General features: G+C 70.2%; 15 protein-coding genes. 8 read left to right on the top strand and 7 right to left on the bottom strand.

Annotation, left to right across the window (positions count from 1 at the left end):
- Positions 1–84: 84 nt before the first annotated feature.
- Both V5F59_RS14210 and V5F59_RS14205 read right to left on the bottom strand, forming a co-directional pair.
- Entirely contained in the window at positions 85–2283 is a 2199-nt protein-coding gene (locus V5F59_RS14210) for a transglycosylase domain-containing protein (protein WP_393978450.1), read from the bottom strand.
- A gap of 122 nt (positions 2284–2405) precedes the next feature.
- On the bottom strand, positions 2406–2825 hold the full coding sequence (locus V5F59_RS14205) for a YidB family protein (RefSeq protein ID WP_393978448.1): 420 nt from the start codon (positions 2823–2825) through the stop codon (positions 2406–2408).
- Between the two features lie 172 nt (positions 2826–2997).
- Between V5F59_RS14205 and ccmI the strand changes: the two genes are divergently transcribed.
- The 4 genes from ccmI to V5F59_RS14185 are packed head-to-tail and all read left to right on the top strand — an operon-like array spanning position 2998 to position 7141.
- Entirely contained in the window at positions 2998–4194 is a 1197-nt protein-coding gene (gene ccmI / locus V5F59_RS14200; protein ID WP_393978446.1) for a c-type cytochrome biogenesis protein CcmI, read from the top strand.
- Positions 4191–4670, top strand: a complete 480-nt coding sequence (gene ccmE / locus V5F59_RS14195; protein WP_393978444.1) for a cytochrome c maturation protein CcmE — start codon at positions 4191–4193, stop codon at positions 4668–4670. Before ccmI ends, ccmE begins: the two co-directional genes overlap by 4 nt.
- Before the next feature lie 3 nt (positions 4671–4673).
- Positions 4674–6659: a heme lyase CcmF/NrfE family subunit gene (locus V5F59_RS14190; protein WP_393978442.1), complete on the top strand. Its 1986-nt coding sequence runs from the start codon at positions 4674–4676 to the stop codon at positions 6657–6659.
- Positions 6660–6664: 5 nt separating this feature from the next.
- Positions 6665–7141 carry a cytochrome c-type biogenesis protein gene (locus tag V5F59_RS14185; protein WP_393978622.1) on the top strand — a complete coding sequence of 159 codons (477 nt, stop codon included), beginning with the start codon at positions 6665–6667 and terminating at the stop codon, positions 7139–7141.
- On the opposite strand, the gene V5F59_RS14180 is transcribed toward V5F59_RS14185, so the two are convergent.
- The 3 genes from V5F59_RS14180 to V5F59_RS14170 form a co-directional block, all read right to left on the bottom strand.
- Positions 7142–7945, bottom strand: coding sequence for an anti-sigma factor family protein (locus tag V5F59_RS14180; RefSeq protein ID WP_393978440.1), 804 nt, complete (start codon positions 7943–7945; stop codon positions 7142–7144).
- Positions 7942–8454 carry an RNA polymerase sigma factor gene (locus tag V5F59_RS14175; RefSeq protein ID WP_393978438.1) on the bottom strand — a complete coding sequence of 171 codons (513 nt, stop codon included), beginning with the start codon at positions 8452–8454 and terminating at the stop codon, positions 7942–7944. The genes V5F59_RS14180 and V5F59_RS14175 overlap by 4 nt, the downstream gene beginning before the upstream one ends.
- 180 nt (positions 8455–8634) lie before the next feature.
- On the bottom strand, positions 8635–9039 hold the full coding sequence (locus V5F59_RS14170; RefSeq protein WP_393978436.1) for a COG4315 family predicted lipoprotein: 405 nt from the start codon (positions 9037–9039) through the stop codon (positions 8635–8637).
- A 354-nt stretch (positions 9040–9393) separates the two neighbouring features.
- Between V5F59_RS14170 and V5F59_RS14165 the strand changes: the two genes are divergently transcribed.
- The 4 genes from V5F59_RS14165 to V5F59_RS14150 all read left to right on the top strand — a co-directional run bounded on the left by V5F59_RS14165 (position 9394) and on the right by V5F59_RS14150 (position 16477).
- Positions 9394–10974, top strand: a complete 1581-nt coding sequence (locus tag V5F59_RS14165; RefSeq protein WP_393978434.1) for a Do family serine endopeptidase — start codon at positions 9394–9396, stop codon at positions 10972–10974.
- Between the two features lie 201 nt (positions 10975–11175).
- Complete coding sequence (locus tag V5F59_RS14160) at positions 11176–11895, top strand: winged helix-turn-helix domain-containing protein (RefSeq protein WP_393978432.1); 720 nt, start codon at positions 11176–11178, stop codon at positions 11893–11895.
- Positions 11896–11938: 43 nt separating this feature from the next.
- Positions 11939–13327, top strand: coding sequence for an ATP-binding protein (locus V5F59_RS14155; protein WP_393978430.1), 1389 nt, complete (start codon positions 11939–11941; stop codon positions 13325–13327).
- Positions 13328–13492: 165 nt separating this feature from the next.
- On the top strand, positions 13493–16477 hold the full coding sequence (locus tag V5F59_RS14150; RefSeq protein ID WP_393978428.1) for a bifunctional [glutamine synthetase] adenylyltransferase/[glutamine synthetase]-adenylyl-L-tyrosine phosphorylase: 2985 nt from the start codon (positions 13493–13495) through the stop codon (positions 16475–16477).
- Positions 16478–16484: 7 nt separating this feature from the next.
- Here the strand turns inward: V5F59_RS14150 and V5F59_RS14145 are convergent, their stop codons facing one another.
- Together V5F59_RS14145 and V5F59_RS14140 are read right to left on the bottom strand one after the other, a co-directional pair.
- Positions 16485–18080 (bottom strand): serine hydrolase, encoded by a 1596-nt coding sequence (locus V5F59_RS14145; RefSeq protein ID WP_393978427.1) that lies wholly within the window; start codon positions 18078–18080, stop codon positions 16485–16487.
- A 197-nt stretch (positions 18081–18277) separates the two neighbouring features.
- Entirely contained in the window at positions 18278–20590 is a 2313-nt protein-coding gene (locus V5F59_RS14140) for a sensor histidine kinase (protein ID WP_393978425.1), read from the bottom strand.
- Positions 20591–20874: the final 284 nt, after the last annotated feature.

The following is a 20874-nucleotide window of genomic DNA, read 5'->3' as shown; positions in this document are numbered from 1 at the left end:
CCCGGAATCGGGAAAACCCTCCGGGGCCTTGGTTTCGCGCATGTCCTTCACGCGAAACGGTGCCCGCTTCACATCGAGGATGTTCTAGTTTCGGCGCACCGGTACCGGCATGGGCGTGGCGGGCGCGGGGGATGACGCGGGGATGGGCCGGGCGGGCTCGGCGGCAGGCGCGGCGGCGAACCTCGTCTCCGCTTCCTTCAGCAGGCGCTCCAGCCCGGCGAGGCGCTCCGCCGAGCGGGGCGAGAGGGTGACGGGGCGTTCCGTCTCGGCAAGGCCCGGCACGTTCACTGTGGCGGGCGCCTCGTCGAGCTTCGGGATCGGTGTGGTGACGCCGGGGATCGGCTTGATCTCGATGCCCTGGTGCGCATAGGCCATCACCTTCTGCCACGTCAGGGCCGGCAACGTGCCGCCGGTCATCTTGTTCATGACCGCATAGTCGTCATTGCCGAACCACACGCCGCAGACATAGTTGCCGGTGAAGCCCATGAACCAGGCGTCGCGATAGGAGTTGGTGGTGCCGGTCTTGCCCGCCACCTTGGCGTTGGGCAGGCGCGCGCGGCGGCCGGTGCCGTTCTCCACCACGTTGTTCAGCATGTCGTTGATGTCGTAGAGCGCCTGCTGCGGGATGATCTGGACGGGCTTGGGCGCATCCCGGTCGAAGCGCCAGATCACGTCGCCGTTGCCGATGCGCATCTCCACCACCGCGTGGGGGTAGACGCTCTTGCCGCCGTTGGCGAACACCGAATAGGCGGTGGTCGCGTCGAACAGCGTCACCTCGGCGGCGCCCAGCGGCAGCGGCGCGGAGATGGGCAGCGGCGTGCGGATGCCCATCTGGTGGGCGAGGTCCACGATCTTCTTGCGGCCGAACCGCTCGGCGAGCCGCACCGCCACCGTGTTCAGCGAATGCTGGAGCGCGGTCTTCAGGGTGATGGAGCCCATGTAGGAGCGGCCGTAGTTCTGCGGGCACCAGTTGCCGAGGCAGATGGGGGCGTCCTGCACGATGGTGGACGGCTTGAAGCCGTTCATGAGCGCCACGGTGTAGACGTAGGGCTTGAAGGAGGAGCCGGGCTGGCGCAGGGCGTCGGTGGCGCGGTTGAACTGGCTGTCGCCATAGTCGCGTCCGCCCACCATGGCGCGGAGCGTGCCGTTGGGCTCCATCACGACGATGCCGCCCTGCTTGACCTTGTAGTCGCGCCCGAACTCGGCGAGCGAGGATTCCAGCGCCGCGTCGGCCACCTTCTGGATGTTCGGATCGAGGCCGGTGCGGACGATGAAGTTGCGTTCCACCACCGAGGGGGGCAGCTGGTCCACCAGCTTCTTCACCTCGCCGAAGGCATAGTCGAGGTAATAGTCCGGCACGTCGTCGTCGCGGCGGTCCACCGGGGTGGCGGGGTTGCGGCGGGCGCCGAACACCTGGCCCTCGGTCATGAAGCCGGCTTCCACCAGATTGTCGAGCACGGTGGAGGCGCGGGCGCGCGCCGCCGGCAGGTTCACGTGCGGCGCGTATTTGGAAGGGGCCTTGAACAGGCCCGCCATCATGGCCGCCTCGGCGAGGTTCACTTCCTTCACCGACTTGCCGAAGTAATAGCGCGCCGCAGCATCCACGCCGTAGGCGCCGCCGCCGAGATAGGCGCGGTCGAGATAGAGCTTCAGGATCTGGCTCTTGGTGAGTCGCGCCTCCAGCCAGATGGCGAGGAACGCCTCCTTGATCTTGCGCTCGAAGGTGCGCTCGTTGGACAGGAAGAGGTTCTTCGCGAGCTGCTGGGAGAGCGAGGAGCCGCCCTGCACCACGCCGCCCGCCCGCGCATTGGACACGAGGGCGCGCATGGTGCCCGAGATGTCGATGCCCCAATGCTCGTAGAAGCGCCGGTCCTCGGTGGCGAGCGTCGCCTTGATGAGGTTGTCGGGAATGTCCTCCAGCGGGATCGTGTCATTCTGCTTCACGCCCCGCTCGCCGATGGTGTTGCCGTAGCGATCGAGGAAGGTGACGGCGAGCTCCGTGCGCTTCAGCCAGTCGTCGGAGGTCTCGCGGAACGCCGGCAGGGCGAGGGCCAGCATGGCGACCGCCCCGGCGACGCCGAGGGTCAGGCCTTCCGACGCCACGCCCACCGCAAAGCGTCGCACGCCGGTGAGGTTGAAGCGCTCGGTGAAGGCGGCATAGGCGGAGAAGGCGCGGCGGGTCCGCGCGCCGAGGCTGAACAGCCCGCTGTCGATGAGGGCGTCGAAATCCAGCAGCAGCCCGCGCAGCCGCGTCAGGAGGGAAGGGCGCTCGGGCTCGGTCACGTCTCAAGGCTCGGTTGAAGCTCGGGTCCGACGACCCACCCGGGCCCCCGCGCCGGATGCGTCCTCTGCGCCTTATATAGCCCGCGGGACCGCCGCTTGCGAGCGGTCACCCGGCGCCGCCTTCAGCGGCCGGGCGCCTCGATCGCCCCGTTGGGGCTCAGGCGGTCGATGATGGTAGGCAGGTGCTGCGCGAGCAGATCCGGCAGGGTCTCCGGCGACAGGCCGAGGGATGCGGCAATCTGGCCCACCTGGGTTTCGCCGAGGGCGGACATGATCTGTTCGCCGCTCACCGCGGCGTTCGGGCCGGTGGAGATCCAGCTCGCCACCTCCTCGGAGAGGCCCGACTGCTGGAGCTGGGCGACCAGCCCCTCGATGCTGCCGTAAGGGGTCTTGGCAAGGGCGGAATTGATGATTCCCGGCACCGCGTTGGCCATGGGGCCGTTCAGCATGGTGGTGAGGAGGCTGCCCAGGCCGCCCGAATTTCCGGCCTGGCTCAGCATGGAATTGAGCATGCCACCCATCATCTGGTCGAAGAGGCCCATGGCCGTCGCTCCCCCGGGTCCGCTGCAGTGCAAGATGTCATATCGAGGGGCTTGGTGTACCGGAACGCATGGCCGAAGTCGATCACAAGACCGGGCGCCCCTGCGGCTCCGCGCCGCTGAGACGGTGTGAGGCCTTTGCATCCGTGCATTCACCCGCTAACGGCTGAAGGTGATGATCTCAATCCCTCTGTTTGCAGCCTTCGCGCTCATGACCGCGCTCGCGGCCCTCGCGGTGCTGTGGCCGCTGTCCCGCGTGCGTGCCGTCAAGGCGACGCGCGAGGCGGATCTTGCCGTCTATCGGGACCAGCTGGCGGAAATCGCCCGCGATGCCAAGGCCGGGCGGCTGCCTGCGGCCGAGGCGGAAGCCGCGCGGGTCGAGGTGGCGCGGCGCATGCTCGCGGCCGATGCGGCGGGCGCGGCCGAAGCCGGCGCCGAGGATGCCACCCGCACCGCGGGGCGCCGGCGCACGGCGGCGGTGGCGGGCCTCGTCTTCGTTCCGGCCATGGCCGCCACCCTTTACGTGCTGCTCGGGTCTCCCGGCCTGCCGGGCGCCCCCCTCGCGGATCGCCTGTCGGCGGCGCCGGAGCGCAGCGACCTCGCCATGCTGGTGCGCAAGCTGGAGGATCATCTGGCGCGCAACCCGGACGATGGCCGGGGCTTCGAGATCATCGCCCCCATCTATCTGCGCATGGGCCGCGCGGACGATGCGGTCCGCGCCTACGGCGTCGCCATCCGCACCCTGGGGCCCACGGCGCTGCGTTATTCCATGCTGGGCGAGGCCATGGTCGCGGGCTCGGAAGGGCTGGTCACCGCCGACGCCGCCCGGGCCTTCTCGGAGGCGCTGAAGCTCGATCCGGAGGAGCCGGGTGCCGCTTATTACCTGGGCCTCGCCGCCCAGCAGGATGGCCGCGATGCGGACGCGGCGCGCATCTGGGGCGACCTGCTCGCGCGCATGCCGGCCGATTCGCCCAACCGCCCCATGCTCATGGCCAAGCTCGCCAAGGTGGCCGGCGCGCCGGCGGGGTCGCCGGCCTCGCCCGCGCAGAAGGGGCCGCGGATGGGAGCGCCCGTGCCGGCGGCCGGCCCCGGTCCCGGCGCCGCGGACGTGGCGGCCGCCGCCGCCATGTCGACGCAGGACCGCGAGGCCATGGTGCGCAGCATGGTGACGCGCCTCGCCGAGCGCCTCGCCGGCGAGCCGAACGATCTGGAAGGCTGGCTGCGCCTCATGCGCGCCTACACCGTGCTCGGCGAAAAGGAGAAGGTGGCGGAGGCTCTGAAGAGCGCCCGCGCCGCCTTCAAGGACAATGCGGAAGCCCTCGGCCGGCTCGATGCCGCCGAAAAGGAGCTGGCAGGAGGAGGCAAGGGATGACGCGCAAGGGTCGGCGCCTGGTGATCATCGGGGCGGGGCTCGGTGTGCTCGCCCTCGCGGCGGGGCTGATCCTGTCCGCCCTCAACGACACGATCGTCTTCTTCCGCACCCCCACCGAGGTGGCCCAGCAGCAGGTCTCGCCCGGCGCCCGCCTGCGGCTCGGCGGCCTGGTGGAGACCGGCAGCGTGGCGAAGAGCGGCACGCTCACCACCTTCTCCGTCACCGACGGCAACGCCACGGTGAAGGTCGCCTATTCCGGCATCCTGCCGGACCTGTTCCGCGAGGGGCAGGGCGTGGTGGCCGAAGGCGCGCTCCAGCCGGACGGCGTCTTCAAGGCGGACAGCGTGCTCGCCAAGCACGACGAGCGCTACATGCCCCGTGAGGTGGCGGATGCGCTGAAGCAGCAGGGCCACTGGAAGGACGGCGCGCCGGTCCCCGGCGCCGCCTCCCCCGCCACCCGCGCTCCGGGGAGCTGAGCCATGATCGCTGAACTCGGCCAGTACGCTCTGGCGCTCGCCTTCGCCCTGTCGCTCGCGCAGATGGTGCTGCCGGCATGGGGCGCCGGCCGCGGCGACGCCGTGCTCATGGGGGCGGCCGGCCCCCTTGCCCTGGCGCTGTTCGCCTTCATCGCCTTCGCCTTCGGGGCGCTGGTGCAGCTCTACGTCACCTCGGACTTCACCGTCGTCAACGTGGTGGAGAATTCCCACTCGCAGATGCCGGTGATCTACAGGGTCACGTCCACCTGGGGCAATCACGAAGGCTCCATGCTGCTGTGGGTGTTCGTGCTCGCCTTCTTCGGGGCGCTGGTGGTGGTGTTCGGCAGCAACCTGCCGGACCGCCTGAAGGCGTATGTGCTGGCGGTGCAGGGGGCCATCGCCGCCGCCTTCCTGTCCTTCATCCTGTTCACCTCGAACCCGTTCCTGCGGATCGCGGCGCCGCCGGCGGAGGGGCGGTCCCTCAATCCCATCCTCCAGGACCCGGGCCTCGCCATCCACCCGCCGCTGCTCTACCTCGGCTATGTGGGCCTCTCCATCTCCTTCGCCTTCGCCATCGCCGCGCTGATCGAGGGGCGGATCGACGCCGCCTGGGCCCGCTGGGTGCGGCCGTGGACGCTGGCCGCCTGGATCTTCCTCACCCTGGGCATCGCCATGGGCTCCTACTGGGCCTATTACGAGCTGGGATGGGGCGGCTGGTGGTTCTGGGACCCGGTGGAGAACGCCTCCCTCATGCCCTGGCTCGCCGCCACCGCCCTGCTGCATTCCGCCGTGGTGATGGAGAAGCGGGACGCGCTGAAGGTGTGGACCATCCTCCTCGCCATCCTGTCCTTCTCCCTGTCGCTGGTGGGCACCTTCCTGGTGCGCTCGGGCGTGCTCACCTCGGTGCATGCCTTCGCCACCGATCCGGCGCGCGGCGTCTTCATCCTCGCCATCCTCACCGTGTTCATCGCCGGCGGCTTCGCCCTGTTCGCCTTCCGCGCCTCGGAGCTGAAGCAGGGTGGCCTGTTCGCCCCGGTGTCGCGGGAAGGCGCGCTGGTGCTGAACAATTTGTTCCTCACCGCAGCCACCGCCGCGGTGCTGGTGGGCACGCTCTATCCGCTGGCGCTGGAGGCGTTCACGGGGGCGAAGATCACGGTGGGCCCGCCCTATTTCAATCTCGCCTTTGGCGGGCTGATGCTGCCGCTGGTGTTCGCCATGCCGTTCGGCCCGCTCCTCGCGTGGAAGCGCGGCGACCTGCTGGGCGTCGCCCAGCGGCTGATGCTGGCGGCGGGCCTTGCGGTGGTGGCCGCCGTGGTCACGGCCGCCGCCACCACCGGCGGCCCTGTTCTGGCGTCGCTCGGGGTGGCGCTGGCGGTGTTCATCATCCTCGGCGCCCTCACGGACATCGCCGAGCGGGCCGGCATCGGCAAGGTGAGCGCCCGCATCGCCCTCGCCCGGCTCGCCGGCGTGCCGCGCTCCACCTATGGCACGGCCATCGCCCATATCGGGGTGGGCGTGTGCCTCATCGGCATCGTCAGCGAGACCTCCTGGAGCCTGGAGAAGATCGCCTCGGTCCGCGTGGGCGAGACCATCGCCATCGGCACCCGCAGCCTCACCCTCGACCGGCTGGAGAACCGTTCCGGCCCCAACTTCCGCGCCCGCACGGCGGTGTTCGCCATCCGCGACGACGGCATGCCGCAGGGCACCATCGAGGCCTCGCGCCGCATGTTCGCGGCCCGCCAGATGGCGACCACGGAGGCGGGCATCCGCACCTTCGGCCTCAGCCAGCTCTATGTGAGCATGGGCGAGGAGAGCGCGGACGGGCAGGTTTCCGTGCGCGCCACCTACAAGCCGGTGGTGACGCTGATCTGGCTGGGGGCGGTGGTGATGGCGCTGGGCGGCGCCCTCTCGCTCGCCGACCGGCGCCTGCGGGTGGGGGCGCCCCGCCCCGCCACCGTGCGCCGCCGCGCGCCCGTGCCGGCGGAGTGACGATGATGCGCCGACTTCTCGCCGCCCTCGTCCTCCTCGCCGGCCTCGCCGCTCCCGCCTTGGCGGTGCAGCCGGACGAGATCCTGGGGGATCCCGTGCTGGAGAGCCGCGCCCGCGCCATTTCGGCGGAGCTGCGCTGCATGGTCTGCCAGAACCAGTCCATCGACGATTCGGATGCCCCCCTCGCCAAGGATCTGCGGGTCATCGTGCGCGAGCGCCTGAAGGCGGGGGACAGCGACAGCCAGGTCATGGACTTCATGGTGGCGCGCTATGGCGAGTTCGTGCTGCTGCGCCCGCGCGTCTCCTGGCGCAACGCCCTGTTGTGGGCCACGCCCGTGCTGGTGCTCGCGCTCGGCGCGCTCGCCGCCGTCTTCGGCCTGAGGCGCCGCCGCTCGGCCATCCCGCCGCGCCTGTCGGCGGAGGAGGAGGCCCGCCTCAAGCGCCTGATGGCGGAAGCCGAGGGGAAGACGCCGCCCGCCTGATCACAGCGCGCGCTTGTCGCTTCCCGCGGCATCGGCCTCGAAGGTGCGATAGACCGCCTCCGCGATGGGCAGCAGGGTGTCACGCCCCACCGGCCCGGTGACGGCGAAGCCGAAGCCCCGGTCGATCCAGGCGAAGGTCCCGGCCTCCCTGTCCTGCCGGAAGCGGAAGGCGGTCTCGGTCCCGGCGGAAGCCTCCACATAGACGGTGAGCCGCCGCCCGCCGGCATCGTCATACATGAGCTGGGCCGCGGCGCCCGCATCGGCGGGCAGCAGCCGGCCGCCCATGAGGCGGAAGCCGAAGGCGGAGAGGTCCGGGGCGGCAAGGGACCGGCCGAGGCGCTTCGACAGCCAGCGCAGCAGGTGCGCCTCGCGGGAGGTGTCCACCTCCACCGGATGGGCGACTTCCACCACGAAGGTGCGATAGGCGGATGCGGCCTCGCGCGCCACCTCCAGGGCCGGCACGCGCTCCGGCAGGACCATCTGCCCCCGCCCCATGAGCCAGCCGCCGGCCACGCCCGTGGCCAGAAGGGCGAAGCCGGCGGCGGCGGCCCTGACGCGTGACAGGCCGCGCGCCCGGCTGGCGGCGCGCAGGTGCGCAATGCGCAGCCAGGCCGGCACCGGCTGCGCGGCGATATCGGCCAGCTGCCGGCGCAGGTCGTCCCGCAGGCGGATGTCTTCCTCCACCTGGGCGGCGATCTCCGGCCGGGTGGCGAGATAGGCCTCCACCTCGGCGCGGCGCGGGTCGTCGAGCCGCCCGTCGGTCCAGGCCTGGAGGTCGTCCTCGCCAATGGGAGCGCTGGTCATTTCACTCTCCGCAGGTAGGGCATGGCCTCGCCGTCGAGGAGCGCCCGCAGGCGCTGGCGGGCCCGCGACAGGCGCGACATGACGGTGCCCACCGGAATGTCGAGGATGCGGGCCACCTCGGCATAGGACAGCTCCTCCACGCCCACCAGCAGCAGCAGGGACTTCTGCTCCTCCGGCAGGAGGTCGAGCGTGCCGAGCGCGTCGCGGGCCACCAGCGCCCGCTCCTGGTCGGCCGGCTGGCCCGGATCCGAGGCCGGATCGAGCTCCACCTGGGTGCCGCGCCGCGCCCGCGTCCGGTAGCTCGAAATGTAGAGGTTGCGCAGGATGGCGAAGAGCCAGGGCCGGAGCTCGGCCTCGGCGCGCCGCTGGTACCAGCGTGCAAGCGCCTGTGTCAGGCAATCCTGCACGAGATCGTCGGCCGCGTCGCGGTCGCGCACCAGCGCATGGGCGTAGCGCCGCAGATGCGGGATCTGCGCCTCAAGCCTTGCGTCGAGGGAATCGCGCGCCATGCGGCATCCGTCTCCGGCTGGAAAAGGGGCGCCCGGCCAGCGGGGGATGGCCGGGCGCCCCGGAGCGCGATCCGATCAGATTGCAGCAACCTGGTCGGTGAATCGCCCTCTAACCTTCAGAAGGAGACCGCGTTATCCGATCCGATTGCACCGCAATCAGACCGGCGCGGGCTCTCGGGCTCACGGGTGCGCGACCGACCAGGCTCCGTCCAGGAAGCCGTCGCCGCTCACGTCGCCGGGCGCCTTGTCCTTGCTCCAGGTATAAAGCGGCTTGCCCTTGTAGGCCCACTGGCTCGATCCGTCGGCGCGGGTGATGACGGACCACGGGGCGGCGGCCTTGGCGCCGGCCTCGGCCTTCAGGGGCGGCCAGTTGATGGCGCACGGGCCGTTGCAGGTGGAGGCGCCGTCCTTGTCCTTGGCGAACACGTAGAGCGTCATGCCCGCGGCATTCACCAGGGTCTTGCCCTTGGCGGTGTCGGCGACCTTGGCGGGATCGGCGGCGAAAGCGGGCACGGCAAGGCTGCCGGCCGCGAAGATGGCGCAGGCGAGCGCCAGCCCGGCAGAACGGGAAGAAGTGCGGGACATGGGGTTCCCCCTGGGAGCGCGCGCCGACCAGACTGCACGGCAATCCGGTTCGGTAACGCGTTCTCCAATTTGGAGTTAGAGGACGATTCACCGATCGGATCGACCCAATCTGACCGGATCGCGCTCTTCAGCAGACGACCTGCAGGGGAGAAGACGCCGGCGCCCCGCGCTTATTCCCCCGGCACCGGAAAAAAATGTTCCGCGCCGCGTTCCGGCCGCCGCGCCAGGCGTCGCGCGGGGGGGAGCCACATTACCGATCGTTAATTCCCCCGCCAGACTGCTGTAACGCTTCAGGCCTTAGGTTCGCTCCCGATCCTGCCCGGGCGGCAGACAAACAGAGAGATGCGAACGCACATGACCCGCTCCGACAACACTCCTTCCGTGACGAAGCGCCACCGCCGGGCCCTGCTCGCGGGCGTCGTGGGCCTCGCGCTCGCCGGCGTCGTGGCCGGCCAGTTCGTGCCGCCGCTGAACGCCCCCGCGCTTGCCCAGATCACCACCAGCCAGCCCGCCGGCACCTTCTCCTTCGCCGACATCGTCGAGAAGGTGACGCCCGCTGTGGTCTCCGTGAAGGTGAAGAAGGACACCGGCGACCAGCAGATGGCCATGGGCGGCGGCGGCGAGTTCGGCGGCAATGTTCCGCCCCAGATCCAGGAATTCCTGAAGCGCTTCGGCTTCGGCGATGGCCAGGGCCCCATGGGTCCGGGCGGCCCGGGCATGGGCCCGCGCGGCAATCGCGGCCCCAAGGGTGAGCGTCCCGTCGTGGGCCAGGGCTCCGGCTTCATCATCTCCGCCGACGGCTACGTGGTCACCAACAACCACGTGGTGGACGGCGCCGACGAGGTGGACGTGACCACCACCGACGGCAAGGAATACGTCGCCAAGGTGATCGGCACCGATCCGCGCACCGACGTCGCCCTGCTGAAGATCGACAACGTGACCAACCTGCCGTGGGTGAAGCTCGCGGACGGCGCCCCGCGCGTCGGCGACTGGGTGATCGCGGTCGGCAACCCGTTCGGCCTCGGCGGCACGGTGACGGCGGGCATCGTCTCGGCCCGCGGCCGCGACATCGGCTCCGGCCCCTATGACGACTTCATCCAGATCGACGCCCCCATCAACCGGGGCAATTCGGGCGGCCCGACCTTCTCGCTGAACGGCGAGGTGATCGGCATGAACACCGCCATCGTCTCCCCCTCGGGCGGCAACGTGGGCATCGCCTTCGCCATTCCCTCCGAGACGGTGAAGACGGTGGTCGCCCAGCTGCGCGACAAGGGCTCGGTGGCCCGCGGCTACATCGGCGTGCAGATCCAGCCGGTGACCGAGGACCTCGCCTCCGGCCTCGGCATCAAGGACGCCGAAGGCGCCCTGGTGGCCCAGGTGCAGCCGAACACCCCCGGCGCCAAGGCGGGGCTGAAGGCCGGCGACGTGATCGTCAAGGTGAACAACGAGCCCATCAAGGAAGCCCGGGACCTCACCCGCAAGGTGGGCATGATGAAGCCCGGCACCGAGATCCAGCTCTCGCTCATCCGCGACACCAAGCCCATGAACCTGTCGGTGGTTCTGGACCAGCTGCCGAACGACAAGCAGGTGGCCTCCCGCTCGGATGCGCCCCAGAGCGAGGATGACAGCGCCGGCGGCAAGGATCTGCCGCGCCTCGGCCTTCAGCTTGCGCCTTCCAAGAGCGTGCAGGGCGCGGGCTCCGAGGGCGTGGTGGTCACCGGCGTCGATCCCAACGGCCCCGCCGCCCAGCGTGGCTTCAAGACCGGCGACGTGATCCTGAAGGTGGGCGACAAGGCGGTCTCCACCCCCAAGGACGTGCGCGACGGCCTCGCCGCCGCCAAGGCGGAGAACCGCAAGGCGGTGCTCATCCAGGTGAAGAGCGGCGAGGGCGTGCGCTTCGTCGCCATCACCCTCGAGACCAAGGCCAAAGGCTGACGCCTCGCTGACCTCCATCCCCCGGCGAGGGCCCGGCGGCAGCCCCGCCGGGTCCGCTCCCGACGGACCCGAGGCGGACCATCGCCATCGCCCCTGATGCCGCTTCGGCTCCGCAGGCGCGGGGAGCTCCAACGGGCTTCCCGCGCCGCATTGCTTTCACGCGACCCGTGCCTCTCGGACCCGCCGTCAAGGTAAGCTAGGATGACGACAGCGAATCTCGATCCGGATCCTCTCACCGCCATGCGCCTCCTCCTTGTCGAGGACGACCGCGACGCCGCCGAATATCTGCGCAAGGCCTTCCGCGAGGCGGGCCATGTGGTGGACCATGCTGCCGACGGGGAGGAGGGCCTCGCCCTCGCCCTCGACGGCAAGTACGACGTGATGGTGGTGGATCGCATGCTGCCCGCCCGGGACGGGCTGTCCCTCGTCGCCGAGCTGCGCGGGCGCGGGCATACGACACCCGTGCTCATCCTCTCCGCGCTGGGACAGGTGGACGACCGCGTGCAGGGCCTGCGGGCCGGCGGCGACGATTACCTGCCCAAGCCCTACGCCTTCACCGAGCTGCTCGCCCGGGTGGAGGCGCTGTCGCGCCGCGGCGTCAGCCAGGCGGCGGACACGGTCTACAAGGTGGCCGACCTGGAGCTCGACCGCCTCGCCCACCGGGTGACGCGCTCCGGCCGGGAGATCCCGCTCCAGCCGCGGGAGTTCCGGCTGCTGGAATATCTGCTGCGGCATGCGGGGCAGGTGGTGACCCGCACCATGCTGCTGGAGAATGTGTGGGACTATCATTTCGATCCGCAGACCAACGTGATCGACGTGCACGTCTCCCGCCTGCGCTCGAAGATCGACAAGGGCTTCGAGGTGCCGCTGATCCACACGGTGCGCGGCGCCGGCTACATGGTGCGCGCGGGGCTGGCGTGACGGCCCGCCTCATGCCGCGGCCCGGCGCCCACAGGCCCTGCCCATGAAGTTCCTCTCCCACTTCTCGCGCCTCGTGCGCACCACGGCGTTCAAGCTGCTCGCGGCCTATCTCCTGGTGTTCGCGGTGTTCGCGGTGTCGGTCATCGTCTACACCGCCTGGCACACGCGCGAGCTGATCCAGGGGCAGGTGGCGGACGACCTCAACCGGGAGGTCGTCTTCCTGTCGGACCAGTACCGCATCGGCGGCATCCAGCGCCTCGTCTACGTGATCGACCGGCGGACCCGGCGTCCCGGCTCCTCCATCTACATGCTCACCAATTTCCAGGGCGAGGTGCTGGCCACCAACGTCTCGGACCTGTCCTTCGGCCTCCTCGACAAGCCCGGCACGCGCTTCACCACCTACAATCGCCCCGACGACAGCGGCGTGAAGAGCCACGTGGCGTTCGTTCAGGCCATGTTCCTGCCCGGCGGCTACCGGCTGCTGGTGGGGCGCGACATCGAGGAGCGCGATACCCTCAGGGACCTGGTGGCGCGCCCGGCCCAGTGGGCCGTCCTGCTCATCGTCGTGCTGGGCCTTGCCGGCGGCGTGTTCGTCACGCGGCGGGTGCTGAAGCGCATCGATTCCATGACCGCCACGGCCGAGACCATCATGGCCGGCAACCTCTCCGGCCGGCTTGCCATGACCGGGACGCAGGACGAGTTCGACCGCCTCGCCCATTCGCTGAACGCCATGCTCGACCGCATCGAGGGGCTGATGCAGGGGCTGAAGGAGGTCTCCGACAACATCGCCCACGACCTGAAGACCCCGCTCACCCGCCTGCGCAACGGCGCGGAGGAGGCCCTGCGCACCGCCCGCACCGAAGCGGACTGGCGGGGCGCGCTGGAAACCACCATCGAGGAGAGCGACGACCTCATCCGCACCTTCGACGCTCTGCTCATGATCGCGCGGGCCGAAGCCGGGCAGGCGCGGGCGATGATGAGCGACGTGAACCTCGCCAACATCGCCGAGAACGTCTCCGAGCTCTACGAGCCGCTGGCGGACGAGCAGGGGCTGGACGTGGTGGTGCAGGTGGAGCCGGTGACGATCCACGGCGTGCGCGAGCTGCTGGCGCAGGCGCTCTCCAACCTCATCGACAACGCCATCAAGTACGGCCGCCCGCCAGAGGGCATGCGCGGCCGCGTCGCCGTCACCCTCGTCCGGCGGGATGGGGAGGCGGTCCTGACCGTGGCCGACACCGGGCCTGGCATTCCCGAGCCGGACCGGGAGCGGGTGGTGGAGCGCTTCGTGCGGCTGGAGACGAGCCGCACGCGGCCGGGCTCCGGGCTCGGCCTGTCCCTCGTGGGGGCGGTGGCGCGGCTGCATGGCGGCAGCCTGGCCTTTTCCGACAACGCGCCGGGTCTGGTGGCCACGCTCCGATTGCCGGCAAAATAGCCGAGGCCGGGCTTTTGCCTTCCGTCCGGCATCGGACGGGACCGTTAACCATCTGGCGCCGAAGGCAGGAATCTGTTTACCACGCGCTTTTCGCGGCGCGGCGGACGCTGCAATTGCGAAACAGGGCTTGCGCATCACAAAGTGCTGGTGCCTTTAAGGGAAACCATGCGCTGGCCCCTGGACACGGATTCGGCCGACCGGCCGCCCCTCGCGCTCCTGATGCGGGAAGCCCCCGTGATCGGCGATGCCGAGGCGGCAAACATTAAGCTTTCCCAGGCAACGGATCGTCTCGCCGCCGACGCGCGGGAGGGGCTCGATGCGGTGTTCGCCGCGGCCCCTTGCGCGCGCGATGCCTGCCTCGCCATGGCGGAGGGCTCGCCCTTCCTCCTCGATCTCGTGCGGGCCGAGCCCCAGCGCCTCCTGCGCGTGCTCTCCGGCAATCCGCGTCTCCATCTCGACGAGCTGATCGCCGGCTGCGAGGCGGCGGCACGGGCCGCGCTGGGGACGCCGGACGGCGAGGCGGCGGTGATGCGCGCCCTGCGGCGCATGCGCAGCGAGGCGGCGCTGCTCATCGCCCTCGCCGACATGGGCGGGGCGTTCGACCTGGTCGCGGTCACCGCCGGCCTCTCGGATGTGGCGGACGCGGCCGTGCGCACCGCCCTCTCGTTCCTGCTCGGCGAGGCGGCGCGGGCCGGGCGCCTGCGGGCGCCCGATCCCGCCGACGCGGCGAAGGGATCGGGCCTTGCCGTCATCGCCATGGGCAAGCACGGCGCGCGGGAGCTCAACTACTCCAGCGATATCGACCTCGTGGTGGTCTACGACCGGGAGAAGGCGCCCCTCTCCGACAGCGTGTCCGCCTCCCCCTTCTTCGTGCGGATCACCCAGGGGCTGGTCCGCCTGCTTCAGGAGCGCAGCGCCGACGGCTACGTGCTGCGCGTGGACCTGCGCCTGCGGCCCGACCCCGGCTCGACCCAGGTGGCGCTCTCCACCGCCTCCGCCCTCGATTATTACGAGCGGGAGGGCGCGACCTGGGAGCGCGCGGCCTATATCAAGGCCCGCCCCGTGGCCGGGGACATGGAGGTGGGGCGCGCCTTCCTGGCGGATCTCTCCCCCTTCGTGTGGCGGCGGGTGCTGGACTTCCAGGCCATCGCCGACGTCCATGCCATGAAGCGCGAGATCCACGCCTTCCGCGGCCATGACGTGGTTGCGGTGGAAGGGCATAACGTGAAGCTCGGGCGCGGCGGCATCCGCGAGGTGGAATTCTTCGTCCAGACCCAGCAGCTCATCGCCGGCGGCCGCGACCCCCTGCTGCGCACCTCCCGCACGCTGGAAACCCTCGACGCGCTGACCGCCCATCGCTGGATCGAGCCGCGGGTGCGGGACGAACTGGCCGAGGCCTATGTCTTCCTGCGGCGGGTGGAGCATCGCATCCAGATGGTGGCGGATGCGCAGACCCATACCCTGCCCGAGACCCGGGAGGCCATGGAGGGCTTCGCCCGCTTCATGGGCTATGCGGACCGCGACGCCTTCGCGGCGGCGCTGGTCACGCGCCTGCAGGCGGTTCAGGGCCACTACGCCAACCTGTTCGAGGACGTGGCGCCCCCGGCGGTGCTGGACGCCGACCTCGTGTTCCCGCCCGAAGGCAACGACCGCGCCACCATGGCGGCGCTGTCCCGCCTCGGCTTCCGCGATCCGGCGGCGGCCAGCGGCATCGTGCGCGGCTGGCTCGCCGGGGGCCGGCGCGCCCTGAAGGCGGAGGCGGCGCGCGCGCACCTCGCCCGCATCGTGCCGCTGATGCTGGAGGCCCTGTCGCGCGGCGGCGATCCGGACGGAGCGCTCATCGCCGCCGACCGCTTCCTCACCGAGCTCGCGGGCGGCCAGCTGCTCGCCGCGCTGGACCGGCATCCGGACCTGGTGCGCCTGCTCGCCACCATCCTCACCGCGGCCCCCCGCCTCGGGGAGACGCTGGCACGCCGGCCGTCCCTGGCCGATGCCCTGCTCGATCCCGCCTTCTTCGACGTGCTGCCGGACGAGGCGAGCCTCACCGCCCATCTCGACCTTCTGCTGAACACCGCCGATACCGAGGAGGAGCAGTTCGACCGCGCCCGCCGGTTCCGGCAGGAGCAGCATGTGCTCATCGGCGTGCGCATCGCCTCGGGCACCCTGCCGGCAGCGCGCGCGGGCGAGGCCTATGCGACCCTCGCCGAGGTGATCATCCGCGCACTGCACCGCCGGGTCTGGGCGCGCTTCACGCAGGCGCACGGCACCATCGCCGGGGCGCAGACCGCCGTCCTCGCCATGGGCAAGCTGGGCGGCCGCGAGATGACGGCGGGCTCCGACCTCGACCTCATCGTGCTGTATGATTTCGACCCGGACGCGGACCCCACCTCCGGCGGCCCGCGTCCGCTCACCGGTGCGCAGTATTTCGCCCGCTTCACGCAGCGCCTCGTCACGGCGCTCACCTCGCTCACCAACGCCGGCAAGCTCTACGACGTGGACCTGCGCCTGCGCCCCTCGGGGCGGTCCGGCCCGGTGGCGACGCGCTTGTCCTCCTTCGCCACCTACCAGCGGGAAGAGGCCTGGACCTGGGAACACATGGCGCTGACCCGGGCGCGGGTGATCGCCGCCGACCCGGCCTTCGGGAGAGGGGTGCGGGAGGTGATCCGCGCCGTCATGGCCCAGCCCCGCGACCCGCGCCGCCTTGCCGGCGACATCCTCGACATGCGAGGCGCCATCGCCGCCGAGAAGGGCGAGGACGACCGCTGGAACCTGAAGCACGCCGCCGGCGGCCAGGTGGATGTGGAGTTCCTCGCCCAGTATCTCGTGCTTGCGCACGCCAACGCGCATCCGGAAATCGCCGACACCGCCACCCAGCGGGTGCTGGCCACCGCCGAGCGGCTGGGCTTCCTCTCGCCGGAGGATGCGCATGTGCTGCTGCGCGCCTGCCGGCTCTACCAGAACCTCACCCAGGTGCTCCGCCTGTCGGTGGACGCCCACAGCGTGCCTCCGGATGCGAGCCCGGCGCTCCGCGCCCTGCTCGCCCGCGCCGGCGAGATGCCCGATTTCGCCACGCTCGATGCTGATATCGCCGAAACCCAGGCGAAGGTTCGGGTGATCTTCGAGCGGATTCTCGGCGATGCAGCGGGATAGCGCCCGGCTATCTGCGGGCGAAGGTGCCTAATCCGTTTTCATTATAGAACTCGATGGTCATCGTTTCGCCGGTCCCGCTGCCCTTGAAGGTCACCTGCGAGAGCGACCCCCGCGGTGCGCTTTCCCCCGTGGGGCGGAAGGTGAAGACGTCGCCGCTCCAATGGTCGAGGGCCGCCTTCACCGGGGCAGGGCCGATGGTGAGGACGAGGCCGCCGCCCTCCGCGCTGATCTGCGCGTCGCCGTAATAGCTGTTGGCGTAGGTCCCGACGTAAGCGGACAAAGGCTGCGCCGGCAATGGGTTGTCCGGCTTCGGCTTGCCCGCGAGCGCGCCGAGGGGCGTGTACAACGGGCTGATCAGGGGCCCATAGGCGGTCAGCCAGTCCCGCGTCACGGCGCCGAACTGCACGAGGTCCATGAAGCTCGCCGAAAGGGCCTCGGGCACGCCGGTGGGCTGGGCATTGGTGAGCACCACGATGCCGAGCTTCTCCGACGGCATCAGCACGAAATTGGTGCCGGCCCCGAGAATGAACGCGCCCGAATGATCCACCATCACCCGCCCGGAAGGGGAGACGGTCACGCTGAAACCGTAGCCGTAGGTGCCGGTGCGGGCCTCCACGTTCGGCGAGCGGGAGCTGATGATCTCCGGCGTCATGGCGGGCGCCAGCGCCGTCTCCGGCACGATCTCGCGCCCCTCATAGGTACCGCCGCCGAGGATGAAGGCGAGCCATTTCGCCATGTCCCGCACGCTGGAGGAGACCCCGCCGGCCGGAGCCTGGGCATCGGGCTGGCGCTGGTATCTGGCGACGAAGCGGCCGTTCTCCTTCACATGCGGCACCGCCCGGTTGGGCCGCCCCATGTAATCGGCGAAGCGGGACGAGGTGGAGGCCATGCCGAGTGGCCTGTAGAGCACCGCCTCGGAAAGGCTCTCCCAGTCCTTGCCGGCAGCGGTCGCCACCGCCTCGGCCGCGGCCGTGAGGCCGAAATTCGTGTAGGCATAGGTGATGCGGAAGGGGGCGAGCGGCGCCTCGCGCAGGCGCTCCAGCACCTGCCGTCGATCGTAGCCCATGTCCTCCAGCTCGTCGCCCGCGTGATCCGGCAGGCCGGAGCGATGGCTGTAGAGGTCGCCGACTGTGACGTGGGCGCTCACCCATGGGTCCTTCAAGGCGAACCACGGCATCAGCTGCTGCACCGGCGTGTCCCAGGCCACCGTGCCCTTCGCCACCTCGTGCGCCACCACGCCCGCGCCCACCGCCTTGGAGAGCGAGGCGAGCTGGAACACCGTATCGGCATCGATGGGCGCGGGCTCCCCGACCTTGCGCAGGCCGTAGCCCTTCAGGAACAGCGTCTTGCCATCCTTGACCACGGCCACCGCGAGGCCGGGGACGCCGGTGCGCTGCATCAGGTCCTTGGCGAGCGCATCGATCTTTCGCACGGCCGCGTCCACCTGGCCTTTGGGAATGGCGACGGCATAGGTCAAAGGCGGCGGGCGGGTGGCGTCGATCCTGACTTCCGCGGACGCCGGGGCGATGAAGGCTGAGGTGGCGAGGAGGAGGGCGGCGAGAAGGCGGCAGGACGCGCCTGCACGCACGAAGTTCGAGGTCATATGTCCTCCTTCCCATAGTTGCGCACTGCGGTGGCGCCTTGTCTTGCCCAGGCTTAGCGGCTCTCGCGCCGCGCCGGCAAGGCGGATGCGGGAGGGCATGGAGTGAAGCGGCGGGAGGGAACTTCCGGGGCGGCGAGGCTGGCCTACGTCTTTCCTCGCCGCGACGCCGCGCCGGGGAAAAGGGGCGCTGGCCCTCCTCACATCACGGCCGCGAGCCTTGGCGTCTCGTTGGAGTTGGCGGCGCGGCCGGCCGTGGGCAGGCGGACGATGACGGTGGTGCCCAGCCCCTCGGTGGAGCGGATGCGCATGGCGCCGCCGTGCAGCTCCACCAGCGACTTGGCGATGGCGAGGCCGAGGCCCGAGCCCTTGTGGGTCTTGGTGAACTGGCTTTCCACCTGCTCGAACGGACGGCCGATGCGAGCGATGGCTTCCTTCGCGATGCCGATGCCGGTGTCCTCGATGGCGATCACCGCGGCGGTGCCGTTCACCCGCGCCTTTACCGCGATCCTGCCGCCTTCGGGCGTGAACTTCACCGCGTTCGACAGGAGGTTCAGCAGAATCTGCTTCAGCGCGCGCCGGTCGCCCTTGATGGCGAGGTTCTCGCCGGCAGCGACTGTCATCGCAATGTTCTTCTCGTCCCCGTTCACCGCCGTGACGCGCATGGCGTCGGCGATGATTTCGTCGAGTGCGACATCTTCCACTTCGAGCTGCATGCGGCCCGCCTCGATCTTCGACATGTCGAGGATGTCGTTGATGACGTCGAGGAGGTAGGTGCCGGAGCCTTTGATGTCGGTGCAGTACTCGGCGTACTTCTCCGAGCCGAGCGGGCCGAACATGCCGCTCTCCATGATCTCCGAGAAGCCGATGATGGCGTTGAGCGGCGTGCGCAGCTCGTGGGACATGTTGGCGAGGAACTCGCTCTTGGCGCGGTTGGCGTCCTCGGCCTTGTTGCGTTCCTCGGAGTATTTCTCCGCGAGCTCGGCGAGCTGCTGGGCCTGGTGCTCCAGGGTCTGCTGGGACTTGCGCAGGTCGGCGACCAGCGCCATCAGGCGCTTCTCGTTGTCCATGAGGCGCTCCTCGTGGCGCTTCATGGTGGTGATGTCGGTACCCACCGAGACGTAGCCGCCGTCCTTGGTGCGGCGCTCGGCGATCTTCAGCCAGCGGCCGTTGGAAAGCTGGGCCTCGAAGGCGCGGGAGCCTTCCTCCGGCTTGTCCTCGGGCTTCAGCGGGGTGCGGGTGACCGGGTGGCGGCCCACCGAGGCGATGGTCTCGAAGGGGGTGCCCACCACGATCGCCTCGTCGGGCAATTCGTGCAGGGACTGGAACTTGGAATTGCAGAGCACCAGCCGGTTCTGGCTGTCCCACAGCACGAAGGCTTCCGAGATGCTCTCGATGGCGTCGCGCAGGCGCATGTCGGCGGTCACCGTCCGCTCGGCCATGCGCTGGGCCTCGGTCACGTCCATGGCGATGCCGATGAGGTGCGGGCCGTCCTCGCCCTGCTGCTGCACCACCTCGGCACGCATGCGCAGCCACACGAAGTCGCCCTTGGCGGTGCGCATGCGGAACACACGGTCCACCGAGGCGCCGGGCCGCTCGGCCAGCTCCTGGGCCAGTTCGTAGAGGTCGCCGTCGTCGGGATGCACGAGCTTGGCGATGTCGCCGAAGGAGATCAGCTCGTCCTTTCGCTCCAGCCCGAGGATCTCGAACATGGTGTCGGACCAGTACATGCGGCCCCGCGCCATGTCCCAGTCCCACATGCCGCAGCGTCCGCGGTTCAGGGCGGTGTCGATGCGCCGGCGCACGGTGTCGTAGATCAGGTCCGCTTCGCGCGCCCGGCTCGCCTGCCAATGGAAGGAGAAGCCGAGGATCAGCAGCACCGCGCCGGTGGTGGTGAAGAGGGTGACCGTGAGCGTGGTGGAATCCGACCACGCGCTGAGAGCCCGGTCGGTGGGCTGGACGAAGACGATCTGGCCCAGCGGTGCCGGCAGGTTGCGCACGGTGGCGAGGGCCGTGCCTTCGCTGAATGGCACTTCCAGCACGCCGGCGCGCTCGGCGAAGATGACGAGGGGCTGGCTCGGATCGAGCAAGGCGGAGAGGGTGGCGGGCACCTCGCCGGCGGGGGCGGAGGCGATGATGTGCCCCTGGGCGTCGGTCACATAGACCCGGCGCCCGGCCTCGATGGCGCGGGGCGGGAGGCTCTCCTCCAGCGCCTGGGGGACGCGGGCGAGCGAATTGCCGGCGCGCAGGGTCAGCGCGTCCGCCGTGGCGAGGGCGAGGAGCCCCAGGTCATCCTTGGCGTTGTTGATCTCGGCGACGCGGTGCGAATGCACCTGCACCACCGCACCCACGCCGATGACGACGAGAAAGGTGACAATCAGGGCGGGTACGATCCGGCGCAGGACCGGCTCCGCATCGAGCAGTCGCTGGTAGGCAGGGCGCGCGATCGACCGTGCCAGACCTCTAATGGCTTGGTCGCGCGCGCCGACGCTCGCAGCGTTGGCGCGTGCCATCGCCGGTCTCCTCCGGGTCTCCGGGAGCCTTGAGCGGCCTACTGCTCTGAGCCCCCACGTCCTCGATCTGGAGGGACGTGCCGCATCTCTCCGAATCGCGTCCATTTGAATCGAATCGGGGGGCTGCTGTCTAGAGTCCCGGGGAGTCAAGTGCAGAAAAATCGCCGTGATTGCGCGGTTTCCCGGTGGGCGGAGGCGGCAGCGGGGCGGGCTTTGCCCTTGTGGGGACGGGCGCGGACAAGGCGCTTTCCACAGGGCGACAGCGACGCTGCGTCGCCATGGAC

The sequence above is a fragment of the Xanthobacter nonsaccharivorans genome, assembly GCF_043194755.2.
Lineage (GTDB): Bacteria > Pseudomonadota > Alphaproteobacteria > Rhizobiales > Xanthobacteraceae > Xanthobacter > Xanthobacter autotrophicus_G.
The sequence above is the reverse complement of the archived record's forward strand: the minus strand, read 5'-3'. Positions and strand labels throughout refer to the sequence as shown.